The sequence below is a fragment of the Pseudoxanthomonas sp. OG2 genome, from assembly GCF_014192765.1.
Lineage (GTDB): Bacteria > Pseudomonadota > Gammaproteobacteria > Xanthomonadales > Xanthomonadaceae > Pseudoxanthomonas_A > Pseudoxanthomonas_A beigongshangi.
In genome coordinates this window covers 288,613-308,400 of record NZ_JACHYM010000002.1, presented here as the reverse complement: position 1 = coordinate 308,400, position 19,788 = coordinate 288,613, and the positions used below count along the sequence as shown (strand labels likewise).

Genomic DNA, 19,788 nt, shown 5'->3' with positions numbered 1-19,788 from the left:
AAGCGTGTGGTGTGGAAGACCCGCCATCCATGTCCTGCCGCAATGGCAGGCATGGATGGCGGTGATCTGATCCGGGATGCCCTGATTCGGAGTGGGCTGATCCGAAGTGGGCTGATCCGGATTGAACCGCGCCGGCCGAACCGGAGCGAAGCCATCGTCGCCGTGTCGCGATCGAAAATTCCCGCCCGACTCCTCTTTCGTTTTTCGACATGCATTGCCGGAGCCGGCAACGTGCTTCAACGCGATCCGGACTCGTGTTCCTTCAACCAGGACAGGACACCCTCGGCGGCACGCAGGCCGCTGGCGAAACAGGCGGTGAGCAGATAGCCGCCGGTGGGTGCTTCCCAGTCGAGCATTTCGCCCGCGGCGAACACGCCGGGCAGGGCGGTGATCATCAGGTCGCGATCCAGCGCTTCCAGGCGGATGCCACCGGCGCTGCTGATCGCCTCGTCGATGGGGCGCGCACGCAGCAGGCGCAGCGGCAGCCGCTTGAGCGTGCGCGCCAGGCGCTCCGGATCCTGCATGGCCTGCCGGTCCATCACCTCGTACAGCAGCGCCGCGCGGACCCCGGACACCCCGGCCTCGCGCCGCAGGTGTTCGCTCAGGCTGCGGGAGCCGCGTGGCTTGGCCAGCGCGCGGCGCAAGGCGGGTTCGTCGCGGCCGGGAACCAGGTCCAGGTACAGGGTCGTTTCGCCGTCGCGGGCGATGGCGTCGCGCAGCGTGCCCGACAACGCATAGATCAGGCTGCCTTCAATGCCGGTGGCCGTCACCACGCACTCGCCCTGCTGCGCGTGCCACTGGCCGTCGGCGTCCTGCCAGTGCGCGATGACCGGTTTGAGCGGGGAGCCGGCGAAGCGGCCGGACAGGTGCTCGCTCCAGCCGATGTCGAAGCCGCAGTTGGCCGGTTGCAGCGGCGCGACGTCGACGCCGCGTGCGGCCAGCAGCGGCACCCAGCCACCATCGGACCCCAGTTCCGGCCAACTGCCGCCGCCAAGCGCGAGCAGGACGGCGTCGACGCGGAGGATGACCTCGCCGGCCGGATGGAGGAAGCGCAGGGCGCCTTCTTCGTTCCAGCCTGCCCAGCGGTGCTGCATGTGAAAGCGCACGCCCTGGTCGCGCAGCCGCCGTACCCAACCACGCAGCAGCGGTGCGGCCTTGAGATCATGCGGAAACACCCGCCCGGAACTGCCGACGAAGGTTTCCACGCCCAGTCCGGCGGCCCAGGCGCGCAGGGCGTCGGCGTCGAAACCGCGCAGCCAGTCGGCCACCGCTTCCTGGCGGGCGCCGTAGCGGGACGCGAACACCGGAAAGGGATCGGAGTGGGTCAGGTTCAGCCCGCCCTTGCCGGCGATCAGGAACTTGCGCCCGACCGAGCCCTTGGCGTCATAAAGATCGACCTCCAGGCCGGCCGCGCGCAGCCGCTCGGCGGCGAACAGGCCGGCCGGGCCGCCGCCGATGATGGCGACACGGGGCGGGGGGAAGGCTGGGGAAGGAAAAGCCGCGGACATCCCGCCATTATGCCAAGCCTGCCGTGCCGGCCGGCGCCCACGATGACCATCGGCAGGGGGACGCCGGTGCCCGCCTGACGTATCGTTGGCGGTCGTCTTCGTTCTCCAAGGGGCTCAATGATGCGGATTCCGCTGATCGCCGGGCAGGCCGGCGCGCTGGTGCTGTCGTTCGGACTGTGGAGCGGCGCGCATGCGCAGGAGATCGCCGCGCCGGCGCAGTTGCAGGATTTCGACGCCTATGTCGAATCGGTGCGCAAGCAGTTCGACGTGCCCGGCATCGCCGTGGCCATCATCCAGGACGGCAAAGTGGTGCTGGAGCGCGGCTACGGCGTGCGCGAAATCGGCAAGCCGGAGAAGGTGGACGAACACACCCTGTTCGCGATCGCCTCCAACACCAAGGCCTTCACCGCCGCCTCGCTGGAGATGCTGGCCGAGGAGGGCAAGCTGGACATGGACGACCGGGTGATCGATCACCTGCCGTGGTTCCGCATGTCCGACGCCTACGTCACCCGCGAGATGCGCATCCGCGATCTGCTGGCCCATCGCAGCGGCCTGGGCCTGGGCGCCGGTGATCTGCTGTTCTGGCCGACCACCAGCTACACTAACCGCGAAGTGGCCGAGCGCCTCAAGGATGTCCCGCTGACCGGTGGTTTCCGCGCCCAGTACGCCTACGACAACATCCTGTTCGGCGTGGCCCAGCTGGTGATCGAACAGGTCAGCGGCATGAGCTACGAACAGTTCCTGCGCACCCGCGTGTTCCAGCCGCTGGGCATGGAGCAGACCCGTTTCAACAGCGATGCGCTCAAGCCCGGCGACAACGTCGCCACCGGCCACGCGAAGGCCGACTTCAAGGATCTCAAGCCGGCCCCGCGGATGACCTGGTCGAACGTGGCCGGCGCCGGCGGCATCTATTCCAGCGTCCACGACATGGGCAAGTGGATGCGCATGCAACTGGCGGGCGGCACCTATACCGACAAGGATGGGCGCCAGCAGCAGTTGTTCACGCCCAAGCGGCAGCGCGACATGTGGTCGATGATCACGCCGATTCCGGTATCAGAGCCGAAGATCGAGACCCTCAAGCTGGCCAAGCCCAACTACCTGGGCTACGGCGAGGGCTGGATGCTGTCGGACTACCGGGGCCAGAAACTGGTCTGGCACACCGGCGGCTGGCCGGGCATGGTCTCGCGGGTGACGCTGGTGCCGGATCGCAAGATCGGCGTGGTCGTGCTGACCAGCCAGGAAGTCGGCGCCGCCTTCAATGCGGTGACCATGCGCGCGCTCGACGCGATGCTGGACGCGCCGAAGACCGACTGGCTGGCGGGCTATGCCGAGGCGGTGGCCAAGTCGCAGGAAAATGCCGACGAGAGCTGGCAGAAACACGTGGCCGCGAGGGATGCCAAGTCCGGTCCGTCGCTGCCGCTGGCGAAGTACGCCGGCACCCTGCGCGATCCCTGGTACGGCGACGTCGTGGTTTCGCAGGAAGGCGGCAAGCTGGTGCTGCGCTTCAGCAAGACCGCCGAGCTGGTGGGCGACCTGAGCCACTGGCAGCACGACACGTTCATCGTGCGCTGGCGCGAACGCTGGCTCAACGCCGATGCCTTCCTCAATTTCGCCCTGACCCCCGACGGCGAAATCCGCGAGGCGCGGATGGAAGCCATCTCGCCGCTGACCGACTTCAGCTTCGACTTCCACGACCTGCGCCTGGCGCCGGTGAAGAAGAAGTAGGGCGGGTTTCTCTATATGCACCCTGCAGGAGCGACGTCAGTCGCGACCATGTAGTCAAGCCGGCAGAGCCCCTTGAGTGAGACTGCCGGGTGCGAGAGTCCGGTCGCGATTGACGTCGCTCTTACAGCGGTGTGGGTGCCGGATCAGTGCGGCTTGACGTCCAGCAGTTCCACTTCGAACACCAGCGAGGCGTTGGGCGGAATCACGCCGCCGGCGCCATCGCGGCCATAGGCCAGATCGGAAGGGATCAGCAGCACGCGCTTGCCGCCGACCTTCATGCCGGCCACGCCGTCGTCCCAGCCGCGGATGACCCGTCCCGCGCCGAGCAGGAAGGTGAACGGCTCGGCGCGATCCACCGAGCTGTCGAACTTCTCGCCGCGCTGGTTGGGCACCCGCTTGTCATAGATCCAGCCGGTGTAGTGCACCGTCACGTCCGCTCCCTTCGTCGCGACCGCGCCGGTGCCGACGCGCTCGTCGATGCGCTGCAGCTCGGCCACGCTGCCGCCCGGCGGTGGACCCGGATCGGCGCAGCCGGACAACAGCAGGAGGGCGAGCGGCAGCAGGAAACGGCGCATGGAAGGATCCGGTGAAAAGAGTTGCGCGGAGGTTAACCGATTGGCCGGGGTCGGTCAGTCCACCAGCGAGCCGCAGGTCAGGTTGGCGACGGTGCCGGTCATCGCGCCGGCGCGATCCGAGGCGAGGAAAGCCGCGCAGTCGGCGACCTGCGCCAGCGTGGGCAGGCGTCCAAGCAGCGTCGCGCCGGCGGCGCGCTCGGCCAGCATCGCTTCGATGGAAACGCCGGACTCGGCGGCGGCGCTGGCGAATACCTTGGCGGAATGGGATAGCGCCAATGCTTCCGGAATCGCGTCCGGGCGCAGGCAGATCACCCGGATGCCATGTCCGCCCAGTTCGCCGGCCAGGATCCGCGAGAACGCCTCGACCGCCGCGCTGGCGACGCCGTTGCCGAGAAAGCCGCCGCCGCTCAGGCGCGCGCCCGGGGTGGACAGGCTGAGCAGCACGCCCGCGCGTTGGCGCGCCATGTGGCGGGCGGCGGCCTGCGCGGTGTTGAAGTTCGCGCGTGTGTAATGATCGATGGGATGCAGGTAATCCTCCGCTGCCAGGTCCAGGAACGCGATGCCCTGCACGTGGAAGAAGCCCACCGCGTTGAGGCAGACGTCGATGCGTCCGGCCTGCGCCGCCACGTCGTCCGCGTGCGCCCGCACCGCGGACGGATCCAGGACGTCCAGCGTGGCGCACGAGGCCTGGCCGCCGGCCGCGACGATGTCGGCGGCCACTCGCTGCAGCGGTTCGGGCGTGCGGCCGGCGAGGAACACCCGCGCACCCTCGCGGCCGAAGGCGCGCGCGCAGGCGCCACCGATGGCGCCGCCGCCGCCATGGACGATCACCACCTTGTCTTGCAGTAGCATGTCCGCTTCTCCTGCTGGAATCCGGGCGTCGCCCGATGTCGAAACGTCTGTTCTATCTTCGCGGCGTGCCGGACGACGAGGCCGGCGAGATCCGCGAACTGCTGGATCGCGAGGGCCTGGCCTGGTACGAAACGCCGCCCAGTCCGTGGGGTATCTCGCATGGTGCGCTGTGGCTGTCCGATGCGGCCGACTACGGGCGCGCCAAGGCGCTGCTGGACGACTACCAGCGGCAACGCGGCGAGCAGGCGCGTCGCGAGCATGCGCGGGCGATGCGCGAGGGCAACGCGCAGACGTTCGCGCAACTGCTGCGCGAACGTCCGGCCTTCGTGCTGATCACGCTGGGCGCGATCCTCTTCATCGTCGTGCTGACCCTGGCCTTGCCCTGGCTGCTGCTGCGCTGACGCGCGTCGCGTCCGTTGCTCAGCCGCGCGCGGCGGCCGGCAGGCGACGGTCGTATTCGGCTTCCAGGCCGTCGTGCGCGCGCCAGAAATTGGGCGGTTCGCGACCTTCCAGGCGGTCGATCAGGATACCCAGGTGGGCGTGCCAGCCGCCAGCGACGCTGACCATCTCGTCGCGATCGCGCAGCCTGCTGTGGGTGACGGTGAGCAGCACGCGTCCGTCCTGCGGCAGCAGTTCGAACAGCACCTCAGAGGTGCTGCCTTCGCTTTCGCCCCAGGTGTAGCCAAGTCGGCGCGGTGGCTCGCACACGGTGACGCGGCCATCCATGCCGACGCCGTCCGCCATGTCCTGGTATTTGGCCGGCGGCGATCCCGGTTCCCGCGACAGGCTGGCGTGGTGGAAGAACAGATGGACCTTGCCACCCACCCGCAGCTCCATGTCGCCGCGCGCCATCCATTCCCCGCGCTTGTCCGATTCGGTCAGGTAGGCCCAGACCCGTTCGATCGGGCCGGGCAGGGAGCGTTGGATCCGCAGGGCGTCCGTCGCGACGGGTTGGCCGTAGTCTTCGTTCATCGTGGCATCTCCTTGGGGAATCCGGGGGACCGCCGCGGGCGATCCGGACGGGCGGGGAAAATCAGAACAGGCGTTGCAGCGCGTCGAGCATGGTGCTCCAGCCCTGCCGGGTGCGCGGCGCGTAGTCGGCCCAGCGCGCGGGCAGGGTGTGGGTGAGGGTCAGGGTGCAGCCTTCGGGTGTGTCGGCGATGTCGATGGCGACCGTGCTGGCATCGTCGTCGGATTCACCGCGGATTGCCCAGGTGAATACCAGCCGGTGCGGGCGCTCGATGTGCAGATAGGTGCCGATGTGATCGATGGCCTGGCCCTGGCGCTCGACCAGGAACGAGAAACCGCCGCCGACGCGCGGTTCGGTCCGCAGGTGCAGCACCTTTTCCGCGCGTACGTCGGGGCCGAACATCCAGCGGCCGAGCCAGGCCGGATCCAGCCAGGCATCGAAGACCTGTTCGGCGCGGGCGCGGAACGGGCGCGTCACCTGTACGTCGATGGTGTCGTTCATGGCGTCTTCCTGCGGCGTGGCGTCCTGGAGGCAGGCGGCGAGGGCGTGGCGGGCGGTTCGCCCAGCGCTTCGGCCAATGCATCCAGGCGCTGGTTCCAGAACTGTTCGTAGTAGCGGATCCATTCCTGGCCGGCGGCGAGCGCTTCTGGCTGGAGCCGGCACAGGTGGGTGCGTCCCTGCACGGTGCGGGTGACCAGGCCGGCGCGTTCCAGCACCTTGATGTGCTTGGAGGCGGCGGCCAGCGAAATCTGGAACGGGGCGGCGAGTTCGCCCACGCTGCGGGCCTGGCCGCCCAGGCTGCGCAGCATGCGCCGCCGGGTGTGGTCGGACAGGGCGTGGAACAGGCTGTCGAGCTGGGCGGGAGAATATTCAACCATAAGGTTGATGATTATCCGCATCGGGTGTCATTGTCAACCTTTTGGTTGAATATTGCCGGGGACGGTCGGGCCGCGGGCGCCCACCCGGGTAAAATGCGCGGATGATCGTCAATATCGCCGCCTACCACTTCGCCACCGTCGAGGTCCCCGAGACCCTGGCCGACACGCTGCGCGCGCGCGGCGAGGCGCTGACACTGCGAGGCACCGTGCTGGTGGCCGCGGAGGGCATCAACCTGTTCCTGGCCGGCGACGGCGATGCCATCGAGGCGTTCCTGGCGCCGCTGCGCGCCGATCCGCGCTTCGCCGACCTGCGGGTCAAGTACAGCCACAGCGAGGCGCCGCCGTTCGCCCGCCTGAAGGTGAAGGTGAAGCCGGAAATCATCAGCTTCCGCCGCGACGACGCCTCGCCGCTGGACGGTGGCCGCGCCCCCGCGGTGGCGCCGGCGACGCTGCGGCGCTGGCTGCAACAGGGCGGCCGGGACGACGAAGGGCGGCGGGTGGTCCTGCTGGATACCCGCAACGCGCAGGAATTCGCCCACGGCACCTTTGCCGGCGCGCTGACCCTGCCGATCACCCGTTTCACCGAACTGCCCGAGGCGCTGGCGCCGCATCGCGAAGCGTTGAAGGACGCCACCGTGGTCAGTTTCTGCACCGGCGGCATCCGCTGCGAAAAGGCCGCGTTGTGGATGCGCGCCGATGGCATGGACAACGTACTGCAACTGGATGGCGGCATCCTGGGCTACTTCGAGGAAGTCGGCGGACACGGTTACGACGGCGGCTGTTTCGTGTTCGACGAGCGGGTGGCGCTGGATCCGGAACTGAAGCCGCTGGCCACCGGAATGGCGTGAACGCCATGCGGGCGCTGCACTACGACAACGCTTTCGTGCGCGATCTGCCCGGCGATCCGGAGCAGGGACCGCGCCGGCGCGAGGTGCTGGGCGCGGCCTGGTCGTCGGTCGCGCCGACGCCGGTGGTCGCGCCTCGGTTGATCGCCTGGTCGCGCGAAATGGCGCAGGCGCTGGGATTCAGCGATGCGGACCTGGCCGATCCGATGTTCGCGCAAGTGTTCGGCGGCAACGCGATCCTGCCGGGCATGCAGCCGTTCGCGGCCAACTACGGTGGCCACCAGTTCGGCGCATGGGCCGGCCAATTGGGCGATGGCCGCGCCATCACCCTGGGCGAGACCGTGGATGCGCAGGGGCGGCGCTGGGAACTGCAACTCAAGGGCGCCGGCCCGACCCCGTATTCGCGCACCGCCGACGGCCGCGCGGTGCTGCGTTCGTCGATCCGCGAGTTCCTGTGCAGCGAGGCGATGCATCACCTGGGCGTTCCCACCACCCGCGCGCTCAGCCTGGTGGCGACCGGCGAGGCGGTGGTGCGCGACATGTTCTACGACGGACATCCGAAGGCCGAACCCGGCGCGATCGTCTGTCGAGTGGCGCCTTCGTTCCTGCGCTTCGGCCATTTCGAGCTGCCGGCCTCGCGCGATGACGTGCCACTGCTGCGGCAACTGGCCGATTTCTGCATCCGCCGCGATTTTCCGGAACTGGCGGGCGAGGGCGAGGCGTTGTACGGAGACTGGTTCGCCGCCATCTGCGAGCGCACCGCGCGGTTGATGGGCGAATGGATGCGGGTGGGGTTCGTGCACGGGGTGATGAACACCGACAACCTGTCGGTGCTGGGCCTGACCATCGACTACGGCCCGTACGGCTGGATCGACAACTACGATCCGGACTGGACCCCGAACACCACCGACGCGGCCGGCGGCCGCTACCGCTTCGGCTGGCAGCCCAAGGTGGCCTACTGGAACCTGACCCGGCTGGCGCACGCGCTGTCGCCGTTGTTCGGTTCGGTCGAGCCCTTGCAGGAGGGCCTGCAGCGCTACGCCGATGCCTATGCGGCCGCCGATCGCGGCAACACCGCGCGCAAGCTGGGACTGGACGCGCACCGCGACGGGGACACCGAGCGCATGCGTCGCCTGCACGAGCTGCTGTGGGCGGGCGAGGTCGACATGACCCTGTTCTTCCGCGCGCTGATCGATGCCGATCCCGTCGCGCCCGATCTCGCCCATTTCGACGCCGCGTTCTACGACGCAAGCCGGCGCGAGGCGATCGGCGCGGATCTGCTGGACTGGTTGCGCGGCCTGGGCGAACGGGTGGTGGCCGACGGCCTGGATCCGGCGCTGCGGCGGGAACGGATGCGCCTGGCCAATCCGCGCTACGTGCTGCGCAACTACCTGGCCCAGCAGGCCATCGACCGCGCCGAGGCCGGCGATGAAGCCGGCATCGCCGAGTTGCTGGAAGTGATGCGGCGTCCCTACGACGATCAGCCCGGCCGCGAAAGCTTCGCCCTGCGCAGACCGGACTGGGCGCGCGAACGCGCCGGCTGTTCGATGCTGTCCTGCAGCTCCTGACTGTCACCCAAGGTGCGCCTGGCCGTACTAGGATGCGGCTTCACGCCGGAGGCCGCCGATGATCACCGTCCACCATCTCAACAATTCCCGTTCCCAGCGCGTGTTGTGGCTGCTGGAGGAACTGGGCCTGGACTACACCGTGGTCCGCTACCAGCGCGATCCGCAGACCCTGCTGGCGCCGCCGTCGCTGCGCGCGGTGCATCCGCTGGGGAAGTCGCCGGTGCTGGTGGACGGCGGCAACACCCTGGCCGAATCAGGCGCGGTGCTGGAATACCTGGTCGAACGCTATGACGCCGCGCGCGCGTTCGCGCCGTCGCCGGGCACGGCCGAACACCTGCGCTACCGCTACTGGCTGCATTACGCCGAAGGTTCCGCGATGCCGCCGATGTTGCTGAGCCTGGTGTTCTCGCGGCTGAAGAAGGCGCCGATGCCGTTCTTCGCACGGCCGATCGCGCGCTCGATCGCGGACAAGGCATTGCAGGGCTTCGTGGCCCCGCAGGTCCGCCTGCACCTGGATTACATGGAAGCCGAACTGGGCAAGGCGCGCTGGTTCGCCGGCGAGAACTTCAGCGCCGCCGACATCCAGATGAGCTTCCCGGTGGAAGCCGCCGCCGCGCGGACGGGGCTGGAGCGCCATCCGAAACTCGCCGATTTCCTGGCGCGCATCCATGCGCGGCCGGCCTACCAGCGGGCGCTGGAGCAGGGCGGGCCGTTCGATCTGTTGAGCTGATCTCCACCGCCTTGTGGAAACAACCCTTGTGGGAGCGACGTAAGTCGCGATGAGGCGTTGCCTGCATTCCTTCGCGACTTACGTCGCTCCCACAAGAACGGGAAGGATGTTCACGGGATTCAGTATCCCGAATGCCGGGCTGGAAAGCAGGGCGCGCTGGCCCCACGACGGAGGCATCGCCTGCCAGGAGTTGCCATGATTCCCTATTCGTTGCTCGATCTCGCTCCCGTCTGCGAAGGCAGCGACATTTCCCGCGCCTTCGCCAACATGCGCGATCTGGCGCAACATGCCGAAGCCTGGGGCTACCAGCGCTACTGGCTGGCCGAACACCACAACATGCCCGGCATCGCCAGCGCCGCCACCGCGGTGCTGATCGGAAACGTGGCTGGCGCGACCTCGCGCATCCGGGTGGGAGCGGGCGGGGTGATGCTGCCCAATCATTCGCCGCTGCAGGTGGCCGAGCAATTCGGCACCCTGGCGTCGCTGTATCCGGATCGCATCGATCTCGGCCTGGGCCGCGCGCCGGGCACCGATCAACCGACGGCGCGCGCGCTGCGACGCTATTTCGACAACGCCGAGCAGTTCCCGCAGGACGTCAACGAACTGCTGCATTACTTCGAACCCGCGCAGCCGGATCAGGCGGTGCGCGCGGTGCCGGGCGCGGGCATCGAGGTGCCGGTGTGGCTGCTCGGCTCCAGCCTGTTCAGCGCGCAGTTGTCGGCGGCGCTGGGCCTGCCGTTCGCGTTCGCCTCGCACTTCGCGCCGGATGCGATGGACCAGGCGCTGATGATCTATCACCGCAACTTCCGCCCATCCGCACGCCTGGCCCAGCCCCACGCAATGCTGGCGCTGAACGTGGTGGCGGCGGAAACCGACGAAGAGGCGAAGTACCTGTTCACCACCCAGCAGCAGGCCTTCGTCAACCTGCGCCGCGGCAAGCCGGGACTGGTGCCGCCGCCCATCGAGGACATCGAGGCGTTCTGGCAGCCGCACGAGAAACTCGGCGTGGCGCAGGCACTGGCCTGTTCGGTGATCGGCAGCGCGGAGACCGTGCGCGAGGGCATCCGCGCCTTCGTCGATCGCCACCGCCCGGACGAGATCATGCTCACCGCCAACATCTTCGACCACGGCAAACGCCTGCGCTCGTTCGAACTCGCCGCCCAGGCCATGCGCCCGTAGAGCGGAGCTTGCTCCGCTGCTTCGGGGCCTTAGCGTGTTATCCAGCCATTCGCAGCCGAGCAAGCCCGGCTCTACAGGACGTAGAGCGGAGCTTGCTCCGCTGCCGTTGGAGCCTTCGCGTTTCATCCGGACATCCCGCAGCCGGGCAAGCCCGGCTCTACCTCCCCCTTCGAAGAAGGGGGACCGAGGGGGATTTGCTTCTGGCTTGCCGGAAGGCCCTAAACCGCCATCCCCGCCGCGTGCCCCGATGCCCAGGCCCACTGGAAGTTGTAGCCACCCAGCCAGCCGGTGACGTCGACCACTTCGCCGATGAAGAACAGGCCCGGCACAAGCCGCGACATCATCGTGCTGGACGACAGTCCGTCGGTGTCCACGCCGCCCAGGGTGACCTCGGCGGTGCGATAGCCTTCGGTGCCGCTGGCCACCAGCGGCCAGGCACCGAGTACACCGGCCAGCTCGCGCAACTGCGGCTCGTTGAACTGGCGCATCGGCCGGTTCGGCAGCCACACCTCGCACAGGCGCTGGGCGAAGCGGCGCGGCAGGGCGTCGGACAGCACCGTCTTGAGTTCGGCGGCGGGCCGTTGCGCCTGCTGCTCCTTCAGCCACGCCAGCGCGTCCTGGCCGGGCAGCAGATCCAGCCGCAGGTCGTCGCCGGGCTGCCAGTAGGAGGAAATCTGCAGGATCGCCGGACCGCTCACGCCGCGATGGGTGACCAGCATGAAGTTGCGGAACGCCTGTTTGCCGCAGCGCGCTTCCACCGGCACGGCGACACCGCTGAGGTCGTGCAGGCGCTCCTGGTGCTTGCCGCTGAGGGTCAGCGGCACCAGCCCGGCACGGGTCGGCAGCACCGCGTGGCCGAACTGGCGTGCCAGTTCGTACCCGAAGCCGGTGGCGCCCATGCTCGGGATCGACAGCCCGCCGGTGGCGACCACCAGCGACGGCGCGGCGAATGCGCCATGCGAGGTGGCGATGCGGAAACCGCCGTCCACCGCCTGTACCCGCTCGACGCTGCACGGGATCTCGATGCGCACGTGCGCGGCCTGGCATTCGTCCAGCAGCATCTTCACGATGAGCTTGGACGAGACGTCGCAGAACAGCTGGCCCAGTTCCTTCTCGTGATAGGCGATGCGGTGGCGCTCGACCAGCTCGATGAAGTCGGTCGGCGTGTAGCGGGCCAGCGCCGATTTGCAGAAATGCGGATTGGCGGAAAGGTAATTGGCCGGGCCGGCGCCGGTGTTGGTGAAATTGCAGCGCCCGCCGCCGGACATCAGGATTTTCTTGCCGACCTTGTTGGCGTGTTCGATCACCAGCACCCGCAGGCCGCGCTGGCCGGCGGTCATCGCGCACATCAGGCCGGCGGCGCCGGCGCCGATGATGATCACATCATGGGTCGGCGCCATGTCAGGCCGGGGCGGTTTCCGCGCGCTGGCGATGGGCCGGGATCACCGTGACGGTGCGGGCGTCGTCAATCAGCTGCACTTCGCCGTCCTGGATCATCACGCTCAGGCGCATGCCGCGGGCGAACAGCGAGGTCAGCGCGTCCACGTCGGCGGCGGACAGGTCCAGCACGGTCAGGTTGCGCAGGCGCGCCAGCCCGGAGGCGTTCTTTTCCCACCACAGATCCGCCGCGCGGCCGCCGTAGTTGACCACCACCACGTCGCGGGCGCGTCCGCAGGCCCGGCGGATGCGCGATTCGTCCGGCTGGCCCAGATCGATCCACAGCTCGACGTCGCCGGTGTAGTCGCGGCGCCACAGGTCCGGGTCCTCCTCGGTGCTCAGGCCGCGGCCGAATTCCAGCCGCTCGTCGGCGAACAGGGCGAACGCCAGCACCCGCACCATCAGCCGGGTATCGGTCTCGGAGGGGTGCTGGGCCAGGGTCAGCGGGTAGGAAGCGTAGTGGTGCCGGTCCATGTCGCTGATCTGGAGGTCGGCTTTGACGACGGTGGCCTTGAGCGCCATGGGCGGGCTGAACGGGTCGGAAGGGGGCGCCATGATACGGGTCCGGCGGCCGGATCCGGCCCCGAAAACCGTTGAAACCCCCGAAACTGAAGAAAAAGGACCACCAAGCGTCGGAAACCTGTCGCTTTTGGTCCGCAGGCCCGGTAGAGTGCGCGAACTGTGCTTGCCAGGGTCACCGTGAATCGTGAGCCTGATGCGGTAGATACATCTGCTACATCTTCCCGCTTTACCAACGCCTGCAAACTCAGTCTCGGTCCGGAACGTTCCGGCGCCGCGATTTTTCAACCCAAACCATGTTTCAGGAGTTAGTAAAGATGTCTGAGCGTCAGACCGGAACCGTCAAGTGGTTCAACGATGCCAAGGGCTTCGGCTTCATCACCCCGCAGAGCGGCCCGGACCTGTTCGTGCACTTCCGCGCGATCCAGGGCACCGGCTTCAAGTCGCTGAAGGAAGGCCAGGCGGTCACCTTCGTGGCGGTGCAGGGCCAGAAGGGCATGCAGGCCGACCAGGTGCAGCCGCTGTAATCCAGCGCTGACCTTCGCGTCAAAGCAGAAACGCCGGGGTGCGAACCCCGGCGTTTTTTTGTGCCCGCTGTTTGGGGGGCGCCGTGGGGGTTCGGGCGAAGCTGGTTCGCGGAGATCCCGTTCGGTGGCCGGTTCACGGAGATCCCGCGAGGAGAGCGGTTTGCAAAGACCCCGCTAGGAGCTCGCGGCGGGACGCCGCTCCTACCCACGCGGAACGCCAAGCCCCCCGGTAGGAGCGGCGTCCCGCCGCGAGCCCTTCCCGAATCCCCCGGCCAGCGTCCCGCCCGCGCCTCAGATCCGGCGTACCCGGAAGCTGCGGCCCTTGATCCGGCCGGCGTTGAGCCGGGCCAGCGCCTGCGCGGCCTTGCCGCGTTCGACCGCCACGTAGGAGCGGGTGGCGAAGATGGCGATCTTGCCGATGGACGCGGCCGGCAGGCCGGCGTCGCCGGTCAGCGCGCCTAGGATGTCGCCCGGGCGCAGCTTGTCGGTCTTGCCGGCATCAATCCGCAGCGTGCTCATCGCGGCGGGGGGCGCGCTGCCGGCGCGTGGCGCTGGCGGCAGCGCGCGGTCCCAGCGCAGCGGTTGGCCCAACCGCTCCTCGATGGCCGCCGTGCGCGGCCGCTCGCGCGGGGTGGTCAGGCTGATCGCCAGGCCGTCGCGGCCGGCGCGGCCGGTCCGGCCGATGCGATGGATGTAGGTGTCCACGTCGCTGGGCAGGTCGTAGTTGATCACCGCCGCCAGGTCGTCGATGTCCAGCCCGCGGGCGGCGACGTCGCTGGCGACCAGCACGTTGCAGCTGCGGTTGGCGAAGCGCACCAGCACTTCCTCGCGGTCACGCTGCTCCATCTCGCCGTGCAGGGCCAGCGCGGAGAAACCGAAATGCTGAAGCGAGACCGCAACCTCATCGGTGTCCTTGCGGGTGTTGCAGAACACCACCGCCGACTCCGGCCGCTCCGCCGCCAGCAGGCCGGCCAGGGCGATCTGCTTGCGCGCCGGCTCGACCTCGATGAAACGCTGCTCGATGCCGGTACGGGCGTCCTCCGGCTCGGCCACGGTGACTTCCAGCGGGTCGCGCAGGCTGGTGCGCGCCATCGTCCGGATGGCCTCGGGGAAGGTCGCCGAGAACAGCAGGCTCTGCCGGTCCGGCGGAGTCCTGCCGATGATTTCGCGAATTGGCTCCTCGAAGCCCATGTCCAGCATCCGATCCGCCTCGTCCAGCACCAGCGTGCGGATGCCGCCCAGGTGCAGGATCTTCTTGCGCATCAGTTCCTGCACCCGCCCGGGCGTGCCGACCACCACATGCGGGTCGTGCGCCTCCAGCGAGGCGATCTGCGGACCCAGCGGCATGCCGCCGCACAGCAGGGTGACCTTGAGGTTCGGAATGCCGATCGCCAGCTTGCGGATCTGCTGGGCGACCTGGTCGGCCAGTTCGCGGGTCGGGCACAGCACCAGCGCCTGCGCGCGGACCAGGGCGGGATCGAGCCGTTGCAGCAGGCCCAGGCCGAACGCGGCGGTCTTGCCGCTGCCGGTCGGGGCCTGGGCGATCACGTCGCGGCCGGCCAGGATGGCGGGCAGGCTCTCGGCCTGCACGGGGGTCAAATGGGTGTAGCCCAGGGCCTCGACGCCGGGGCGCAGGCCGTCGAGGAGGGGCAGGGTGCTGAATTCGCTCATGCGCCATGATCGCACGGCGCGCGGCCGGATCAGGACAACTGCGCGTCCATGTCCTCGAAATCGTCCTCGTCCAGCGCCAGGAAGGCCCAGAACGGCACTTCCTGCGCGGCCCAGAACTGCGCGGCCTCGTCCAGGACGTCCAGCAACGTGTCGAACACGCCCTCGTCGCGCTCGCGCAGCTCCGCGCCCTGGTCCAGCAGCAGCACGTAGCCCGGCGCCGGCAGCCAGGACAGATCGCGCAGGTTGTCGGACAGCGCGTCCCAGTTGCGGCCGGTGCTGTCCGGGAAATCCAGTTGGGTCGCCAGCCGCAGCATCAGCGACGCCTTGTTCTCGCAGCCGGACAGGTCCACCCGGCGCACGCCCAGCCCGGCGTCCCGGCCGGCGGCGCCCAGGGAATCCAGATCCTCGCTGGTGACGAAGAACACGCCGGCCTGGCGCGCGTCGCCCAGGCCGAGGTCGAAACCGGAGTCGGTCATCGGTTCACCTGCGCGGGCACGTCGAAACGGCGGAAAGTCTCATAGTGATCATCCGTGTAGTAGTACTCCACCGGCGGCTGGCCGCCGGTGACGATGCGCCGCGCGCCGCGGTGATCCAGCCCCGGGGTGTCCACGGTGTATTCGCGATAGTAGCCGCGTTGGCGCGCGGGCAGCCGACCCTCGCGATTTCCGAACACGCTGCCGTCCTGTCGGTTCGGGAACGGTCCGCCCCGCGCGATCAGCGCCAGGGTCCGGTGCGCCTCCGGCGGCAGGAACGCCGGCAATCCGGCCTGGGCGTCGCCGGAGGCCGGCGCCGGGGACGCCGAAGGCGCCGGTGGTGGCGGCACCGCCGGCGCGGTGGCGGCCGCGTCCACCCGGGTCGATTCGATGGGTGGCAGCGGCAGTTCGGCGCGCGCGCCCGGCCCGCCGGCATCGGCGGCGATCGATGGCGGCGCCTCGCCGACCGCATCGTGGCGCGCGCGCTGCTGCTGCCAGAACCAGCCGGCGACCAGGAGCAGCAGGACAGTGATGATGATGGCGGGCTTGCGGAACCCGGAACGATGGCGGGAACGGCGCGGCATGACGATCACTCCGCCAGGAAGCGGCCGCAGCCGCGATAGGTCTTGTCACCCACCCTCAGTTCGGCGGTGGCGGGGAAGTCCTGTCCGCTCATGTCGTCCTGGCAGGCCTTGCGCGTGGCGACCAGGGCGACGTCGACGCCATCGGCGGTGCGGCCACGGAATCCGTTCGCGGTGGCCTCGGCGGAGGCGACATCGAGCTTGCGTTCGCCGTAGTCCAGTTCCGCATGCAGCGACGGCGCCTTGCCGGCGCCGACTTCGACCAGCCAACCCGGCTCGTTGCCGACCGCGCGGAAGGCGACGCCGCGCTCGCGCGCCGCATCCCACGGCGATGCCGTCTCGGTCTGGCTGCAATCCAGCTTGTCCTTGCCGGCCAGGGTCAGCATGCCTTCGCGGCCCTTGGTCCAGAACTCGTTGCCGGCGTTGTCGGCATAGCGCGCGCCGGAGGCGGACACCGCATGCGGCAGCACCAGCGGCTTGCCGTCCACGTCCAGGGTGACGTTGTCGGCCGCACCGTTGTCGAAGGTCGCGGCGATGCGCTGGTCGCCGCACTGCCACTGGGTCTTCAGCGGCGCGGCGGACGCCGGTTCCTCGGCCACCCGGATCATCGACAGGTTGGCCGGCTGGCCGCTGCCGGGCACCACGCTCGTGCGGGTGCCGGTGACGAACCAGAGCTTGCCGTCGGCGTCGCGCAGGCTGGCATGCAGGCCGTAGCTGCCGTTGGGCCGCAGCTTGCTAGCGTCGTAGGGCAGTTCGAAAGCGAACGGCGGGCCTTTGGCATCCTTGATCTCGGCGCTGGCGATGATCGCCGTCGGCGTGTCGGCCAACTGGTTGTCGATCAACTGCACGGTCAGCACCGCGCCCGGCGGTGGCGCGATCCGTTCGCGATAGCTGGCCGCGCCGGTGATGGTGGCCGCCGCCGCAGGGGCCGTCGCGGCGGGCGTGGCGGGAGCATCGCCGGCCGGCTTCGGCTGGCAGGCGGCCAGGGCGAGCAGCAGGGCCGCGGGGAGCGCGAGACGGGAGACCATGTCCTGTTCCTTCCTTTGATGAAACCGGCAGGATAGTCGCGCGAAGCTTCACCCTCCGTGACGGACGCGCGCGAGGTGGCACCCGGCGCGCTAGAGTGGCGGCACGTCCCACGGAGCGATCCCATGGCCCGGCACGATCCCCGCATCGACGCCTACATCGCCAGGTCGGCCGAATTCGCGCAGCCGATCCTGGAGAAGCTGCGCGGAATCGTCCACGAGGCGTGCCCGCAGGTGGAGGAAACGATCAAGTGGGGCATGCCCACTTTCGTGTATGCCGGCGGCATCCTGTGCGGGATGGCGGCGTTCAAGCAGCACGCCTCGTTCGGTTTCTGGAAGCATGCGCTGGTGGTCGGAGAAGGCGTGCCGCGCGACGGCATGGGCAGCTTCGGCAAGATGACCCGGCTGGCCGACATCCCGCCGAAGAAGCAACTGCTGCCATTGATCCGCAAGGCGATGAAGTTGAACGAGGAAGGCGTCAAGGCGGCGGGGCCACGCAAGCAGGCGACGCCGCGTCCGGCGCCGCAACCGCCGGCGGATTTCCTCGCCGCGCTGAAGAAGCAACGCAAGGCGCTGTCCGCGTTCAAAGGCTTCAGTCCCAGCCAGCAGCGCGAATACGTGGAATGGGTGACCGAGGCCAAGCGCGAGGACACCCGCCAGCGCCGCATCGCCCAGTCGGTGGAGTGGCTGGCCGAGGGCAAGCCGCGCAACTGGAAGTACATGTGAACGCGCCATCGCCGGGGCGATAGGGCGCATCGAACACCGCCATCGGCGCTTCCGAATGGCCGCGTGACCGCAGCGGCGCTAGTATCGGACGCATGCGGGGCGCGCGTGCGCGCCCGTTCCGGAGCCCGCCGACCATGAATCGCGTGCTGCAACCGCTGGCTTTCCGCCAGGCCAACGCCTGGCCGTACCTGGTCGCCACTGCGGCGATCGTGGCGGCGAGCCTGTGGACGTTGGCGGCGGCGCCCGCCGATGCGATGGGCGCGGCGGCCGGCTGGCGAGGCGGCGCCTTGTGCGCACTGGCCACCGCGCTGGGCGCGGTGCCGGTGCTGGTGGTGCGCGGCCTGCCGCAGCGGCTGGCCGACGGCCTGCTCGGTTTCGGTGCCGGGGTGATGCTGGCGGCAACGGCCTTTTCGCTGGTGCTGCCCGGACTGGAAGCGGCCGAACGCATCGGCTACGGACGCTGGGGCGCGGCGGCACTCATCAGCGGCGGCCTGCTGCTGGGCGCGCTGGCGCTGCTGGGACTGGACCGGGTGCTGGTGGACGAACCGGTCGAGGCGCATCCCGACACGCCGCTGGTGCCGGCGCGCGTGCTGGTGTTCGTGTTCGCGATCCTGCTGCACAACGTGCCCGAGGGCATGGCGGTGGGCGTCGCGGCGGGTGGCCACCTGCCGGGCGCGGCGGGGCTGGCGATGGGCATCGCCCTGCAGGACGTTCCGGAAGGACTGGTGGTGGCGCTGATCCTGGCCGGTGCCGGAATGGCGCGGGCCAAGGCGGTGTTCATCGGCGCGTTCTCGGGCGTGGTCGAACCGGCGGCGGCGGTGCTGAGCGCGTGGGCGGTGGGCATTTCCGCCGCATTGCTGCCGTGGGGCCTGGCCTTCGCCGCCGGCGCGATGCTGACCGCGGTCGCGCACAGCGTCATTCCCGAATCCAACCGCCACGGACACGGCGGCTTCGCCACCCTGGGCCTGGCCATCGGCTTCTGCCTGATGATGGCGCTGGATACCGCGCTGGGCTGAGGCTTGACCCGGCCCGCCGCAGCCCGCAGGCTCGCGGCACTTCCAATGGAGCCGGCGCATGCGCGAACCCGTGACGATCCTGGGCAACTACCTGTCGCCCTACGTGCGCAAGGTGCTGGTCTGCCTGCAACTGAAGGGCATCGACTACCGGATCGACCCGTTCGCGCCCTTCATCGGCGACGAGACCTTCTCGCGATTGAGTCCGCTGCGGCGCATCCCCGTGTTGATCGACGGCGATTTCGTCCTCAACGATTCGACGGTCATTTGCGAATACCTGGAAGACCTGCAACCGACCCCGTCGCTGTATCCCGCCGCGCCGCGCGACCGCGCCCGCGCGCGCTGGCTGGAGGAATTCGCCGACTCGCGGCTGGGCGAGGTGATCATCTGGCGGATGTTCTACCAGTTGGGCGTCAAGCGTTATCTCTTCAACGAGACCCCGGACGAGGAGGTCGTGCGCAAGGCGCGCGAGGAGGAACTGCCGGAGGCGCTGGATTACCTGGAAGCGCAGTTGCCCGCGCAGGGCTTCCTGTTCGGCGAGGTCGGCGCGGCCGACATCGCCATCGCCGCGTTCTTCCGCAATGCCGCGTTCGTGCGCTACCAGATCGACGCCGCGCGCTGGCCGCGAACGGCCGCCTTCGTCGAACGCGCGCTGGCATTGCCGGCCTTCCGCGCGCTGGCCGCATTCGAGGAAAAGACGCTGCGCACGCCGGTCGCGCAGCAGCGCGAAGTCCTGATCGAGCTGGGCGCGCCGGTCACCGCGAACACGTTGGGCAACATCGCCCCGCGACGCGGCATCATGAAGGTCGAGTAGGGCGGGCCGCGGGTTCCTGGCAAGGGCAGCCGAGCAAGCTCGGCTCTACGCATCGGTAGAGCGGAGCTTGCTCCGCTGCTTTGTTGTTCCTCGAACACGGACCCCGGCTTTGGCCGGGATGACGCGATGTGCATGGATTCCTGCGGGGCCATGAAGGCCGAAGCCCCTCAGA

Annotated in this window: 22 protein-coding genes; 10 read left to right on the top strand and 12 right to left on the bottom strand. The window is 69.1% G+C overall.

What is annotated here, in order from left to right; genetic code table 11:
• Positions 1-236: 236 nt before the first annotated feature.
• Complete coding sequence (locus FHW78_RS14385) at positions 237-1,508, bottom strand: TIGR03862 family flavoprotein (protein ID WP_183642044.1); 1,272 nt, start codon at positions 1,506-1,508, stop codon at positions 237-239.
• Positions 1,509-1,628: 120 nt separating this feature from the next.
• Between FHW78_RS14385 and FHW78_RS14380 the strand changes: the two genes are divergently transcribed.
• Positions 1,629-3,233, top strand: coding sequence for a serine hydrolase (locus FHW78_RS14380; RefSeq protein ID WP_255443306.1), 1,605 nt, complete (start codon positions 1,629-1,631; stop codon positions 3,231-3,233).
• A gap of 143 nt (positions 3,234-3,376) precedes the next feature.
• On the opposite strand, the gene FHW78_RS14375 is transcribed toward FHW78_RS14380, so the two are convergent.
• On the bottom strand, positions 3,377-3,808 hold the full coding sequence (locus FHW78_RS14375; RefSeq protein WP_183642037.1) for an FKBP-type peptidyl-prolyl cis-trans isomerase: 432 nt from the start codon (positions 3,806-3,808) through the stop codon (positions 3,377-3,379).
• A gap of 54 nt (positions 3,809-3,862) precedes the next feature.
• A complete protein-coding gene (locus FHW78_RS14370; protein WP_183642034.1) occupies positions 3,863-4,660 on the bottom strand; it encodes an SDR family oxidoreductase in 798 nt (265 codons plus the stop codon).
• 35 nt (positions 4,661-4,695) lie between these two features.
• On the opposite strand from FHW78_RS14370, the gene FHW78_RS14365 reads away from it, so the two are divergent.
• Complete coding sequence (locus FHW78_RS14365; RefSeq protein WP_183642031.1) at positions 4,696-5,061, top strand: DUF6164 family protein; 366 nt, start codon at positions 4,696-4,698, stop codon at positions 5,059-5,061.
• A gap of 19 nt (positions 5,062-5,080) precedes the next feature.
• Here the strand turns inward: FHW78_RS14365 and FHW78_RS14360 are convergent, their stop codons facing one another.
• From FHW78_RS14360 to FHW78_RS14350, 3 genes are all read right to left on the bottom strand, one after another.
• A complete protein-coding gene (locus tag FHW78_RS14360) occupies positions 5,081-5,632 on the bottom strand; it encodes an SRPBCC family protein (RefSeq protein WP_183642029.1) in 552 nt (183 codons plus the stop codon).
• A 61-nt stretch (positions 5,633-5,693) separates the two neighbouring features.
• On the bottom strand, positions 5,694-6,131 hold the full coding sequence (locus FHW78_RS14355) for an SRPBCC family protein (protein WP_183642026.1): 438 nt from the start codon (positions 6,129-6,131) through the stop codon (positions 5,694-5,696).
• Positions 6,128-6,508: a metalloregulator ArsR/SmtB family transcription factor gene (locus FHW78_RS14350; protein ID WP_183642023.1), complete on the bottom strand. Its 381-nt coding sequence runs from the start codon at positions 6,506-6,508 to the stop codon at positions 6,128-6,130. Before FHW78_RS14350 ends, FHW78_RS14355 begins: the two co-directional genes overlap by 4 nt.
• 101 nt (positions 6,509-6,609) lie before the next feature.
• Between FHW78_RS14350 and FHW78_RS14345 the strand changes: the two genes are divergently transcribed.
• The 4 genes from FHW78_RS14345 to FHW78_RS14330 all read left to right on the top strand — a co-directional run bounded on the left by FHW78_RS14345 (position 6,610) and on the right by FHW78_RS14330 (position 10,830).
• Positions 6,610-7,356, top strand: coding sequence for a sulfurtransferase (locus FHW78_RS14345; protein ID WP_183642020.1), 747 nt, complete (start codon positions 6,610-6,612; stop codon positions 7,354-7,356).
• A 5-nt stretch (positions 7,357-7,361) separates the two neighbouring features.
• Positions 7,362-8,921: a YdiU family protein gene (locus FHW78_RS14340; RefSeq protein WP_183644697.1), complete on the top strand. Its 1,560-nt coding sequence runs from the start codon at positions 7,362-7,364 to the stop codon at positions 8,919-8,921.
• A 58-nt stretch (positions 8,922-8,979) separates the two neighbouring features.
• Positions 8,980-9,651 (top strand): glutathione S-transferase, encoded by a 672-nt coding sequence (locus FHW78_RS14335; RefSeq protein ID WP_183642017.1) that lies wholly within the window; start codon positions 8,980-8,982, stop codon positions 9,649-9,651.
• Between the two features lie 195 nt (positions 9,652-9,846).
• Entirely contained in the window at positions 9,847-10,830 is a 984-nt protein-coding gene (locus FHW78_RS14330; protein WP_183642015.1) for an LLM class flavin-dependent oxidoreductase, read from the top strand.
• 218 nt (positions 10,831-11,048) lie between these two features.
• Here FHW78_RS14330 and FHW78_RS14325 read toward each other — a convergent pair whose 3' ends face one another.
• Positions 11,049-12,230, bottom strand: a complete 1,182-nt coding sequence (locus tag FHW78_RS14325) for an NAD(P)/FAD-dependent oxidoreductase (protein ID WP_183642012.1) — start codon at positions 12,228-12,230, stop codon at positions 11,049-11,051.
• Position 12,231: 1 nt separating this feature from the next.
• Positions 12,232-12,789, bottom strand: a complete 558-nt coding sequence (locus FHW78_RS14320; RefSeq protein WP_183644694.1) for a YaeQ family protein — start codon at positions 12,787-12,789, stop codon at positions 12,232-12,234.
• Between the two features lie 314 nt (positions 12,790-13,103).
• On the opposite strand from FHW78_RS14320, the gene FHW78_RS14315 reads away from it, so the two are divergent.
• A complete protein-coding gene (locus FHW78_RS14315; protein ID WP_079722614.1) occupies positions 13,104-13,313 on the top strand; it encodes a cold-shock protein in 210 nt (69 codons plus the stop codon).
• 291 nt (positions 13,314-13,604) lie between these two features.
• Here FHW78_RS14315 and dbpA read toward each other — a convergent pair whose 3' ends face one another.
• The 4 genes from dbpA to FHW78_RS14295 form a co-directional block, all read right to left on the bottom strand.
• On the bottom strand, positions 13,605-14,984 hold the full coding sequence (dbpA, locus tag FHW78_RS14310) for an ATP-dependent RNA helicase DbpA (protein WP_183642009.1): 1,380 nt from the start codon (positions 14,982-14,984) through the stop codon (positions 13,605-13,607).
• Positions 14,985-15,013: 29 nt separating this feature from the next.
• Positions 15,014-15,460, bottom strand: a complete 447-nt coding sequence (locus FHW78_RS14305; RefSeq protein ID WP_183642006.1) for a barstar family protein — start codon at positions 15,458-15,460, stop codon at positions 15,014-15,016.
• Positions 15,457-15,849, bottom strand: a complete 393-nt coding sequence (locus tag FHW78_RS14300; protein WP_318289343.1) for a ribonuclease domain-containing protein — start codon at positions 15,847-15,849, stop codon at positions 15,457-15,459. The genes FHW78_RS14305 and FHW78_RS14300 overlap by 4 nt, the downstream gene beginning before the upstream one ends.
• A 197-nt stretch (positions 15,850-16,046) precedes the next feature.
• Positions 16,047-17,066 carry a YbaY family lipoprotein gene (locus FHW78_RS14295; RefSeq protein ID WP_183642003.1) on the bottom strand — a complete coding sequence of 340 codons (1,020 nt, stop codon included), beginning with the start codon at positions 17,064-17,066 and terminating at the stop codon, positions 16,047-16,049.
• Between the two features lie 123 nt (positions 17,067-17,189).
• Here FHW78_RS14295 and FHW78_RS14290 point away from each other — a divergent pair, with 123 nt between their 5' ends.
• The 3 genes from FHW78_RS14290 to FHW78_RS14280 all read left to right on the top strand — a co-directional run bounded on the left by FHW78_RS14290 (position 17,190) and on the right by FHW78_RS14280 (position 19,616).
• Complete coding sequence (locus FHW78_RS14290; protein WP_183642001.1) at positions 17,190-17,789, top strand: YdeI/OmpD-associated family protein; 600 nt, start codon at positions 17,190-17,192, stop codon at positions 17,787-17,789.
• A gap of 134 nt (positions 17,790-17,923) precedes the next feature.
• On the top strand, positions 17,924-18,805 hold the full coding sequence (locus tag FHW78_RS14285; protein ID WP_183641998.1) for a ZIP family metal transporter: 882 nt from the start codon (positions 17,924-17,926) through the stop codon (positions 18,803-18,805).
• A 58-nt stretch (positions 18,806-18,863) separates the two neighbouring features.
• A complete protein-coding gene (locus FHW78_RS14280) occupies positions 18,864-19,616 on the top strand; it encodes a glutathione S-transferase family protein (RefSeq protein ID WP_183641995.1) in 753 nt (250 codons plus the stop codon).
• Positions 19,617-19,788: the final 172 nt, after the last annotated feature.

What these genes read in the sequence shown, in the direction of transcription:
- FHW78_RS14365 (WP_183642031.1), top strand. Translation starts at nt 4,696, where the DNA reads ATGTCGAAACGTCTGTTCTATCTTCGCGGCGTGCCGGACGACGAGGCC.
- FHW78_RS14305 (WP_183642006.1), bottom strand. Translation starts at nt 15,460, where the DNA reads ATGACCGACTCCGGTTTCGACCTCGGCCTGGGCGACGCGCGCCAGGCC.
- FHW78_RS14370 (WP_183642034.1), bottom strand. Translation starts at nt 4,660, where the DNA reads ATGCTACTGCAAGACAAGGTGGTGATCGTCCATGGCGGCGGCGGCGCC.
- FHW78_RS14280 (WP_183641995.1), top strand. Translation starts at nt 18,864, where the DNA reads ATGCGCGAACCCGTGACGATCCTGGGCAACTACCTGTCGCCCTACGTG.
- FHW78_RS14320 (WP_183644694.1), bottom strand. Translation starts at nt 12,789, where the DNA reads ATGGCGCTCAAGGCCACCGTCGTCAAAGCCGACCTCCAGATCAGCGAC.
- FHW78_RS14330 (WP_183642015.1), top strand. Translation starts at nt 9,847, where the DNA reads ATGATTCCCTATTCGTTGCTCGATCTCGCTCCCGTCTGCGAAGGCAGC.
- dbpA (WP_183642009.1), bottom strand. Translation starts at nt 14,984, where the DNA reads ATGAGCGAATTCAGCACCCTGCCCCTCCTCGACGGCCTGCGCCCCGGC.
- FHW78_RS14295 (WP_183642003.1), bottom strand. Translation starts at nt 17,066, where the DNA reads ATGGTCTCCCGTCTCGCGCTCCCCGCGGCCCTGCTGCTCGCCCTGGCC.
- FHW78_RS14315 (WP_079722614.1), top strand. Translation starts at nt 13,104, where the DNA reads ATGTCTGAGCGTCAGACCGGAACCGTCAAGTGGTTCAACGATGCCAAG.
- FHW78_RS14345 (WP_183642020.1), top strand. Translation starts at nt 6,610, where the DNA reads ATGATCGTCAATATCGCCGCCTACCACTTCGCCACCGTCGAGGTCCCC.
- FHW78_RS14340 (WP_183644697.1), top strand. Translation starts at nt 7,362, where the DNA reads ATGCGGGCGCTGCACTACGACAACGCTTTCGTGCGCGATCTGCCCGGC.
- FHW78_RS14325 (WP_183642012.1), bottom strand. Translation starts at nt 12,230, where the DNA reads ATGGCGCCGACCCATGATGTGATCATCATCGGCGCCGGCGCCGCCGGC.
- FHW78_RS14355 (WP_183642026.1), bottom strand. Translation starts at nt 6,131, where the DNA reads ATGAACGACACCATCGACGTACAGGTGACGCGCCCGTTCCGCGCCCGC.
- FHW78_RS14375 (WP_183642037.1), bottom strand. Translation starts at nt 3,808, where the DNA reads ATGCGCCGTTTCCTGCTGCCGCTCGCCCTCCTGCTGTTGTCCGGCTGC.
- FHW78_RS14360 (WP_183642029.1), bottom strand. Translation starts at nt 5,632, where the DNA reads ATGAACGAAGACTACGGCCAACCCGTCGCGACGGACGCCCTGCGGATC.
- FHW78_RS14385 (WP_183642044.1), bottom strand. Translation starts at nt 1,508, where the DNA reads ATGTCCGCGGCTTTTCCTTCCCCAGCCTTCCCCCCGCCCCGTGTCGCC.
- FHW78_RS14380 (WP_255443306.1), top strand. Translation starts at nt 1,629, where the DNA reads ATGCGGATTCCGCTGATCGCCGGGCAGGCCGGCGCGCTGGTGCTGTCG.
- FHW78_RS14290 (WP_183642001.1), top strand. Translation starts at nt 17,190, where the DNA reads ATGGCCCGGCACGATCCCCGCATCGACGCCTACATCGCCAGGTCGGCC.
- FHW78_RS14335 (WP_183642017.1), top strand. Translation starts at nt 8,980, where the DNA reads ATGATCACCGTCCACCATCTCAACAATTCCCGTTCCCAGCGCGTGTTG.
- FHW78_RS14350 (WP_183642023.1), bottom strand. Translation starts at nt 6,508, where the DNA reads ATGGTTGAATATTCTCCCGCCCAGCTCGACAGCCTGTTCCACGCCCTG.
- FHW78_RS14285 (WP_183641998.1), top strand. Translation starts at nt 17,924, where the DNA reads ATGAATCGCGTGCTGCAACCGCTGGCTTTCCGCCAGGCCAACGCCTGG.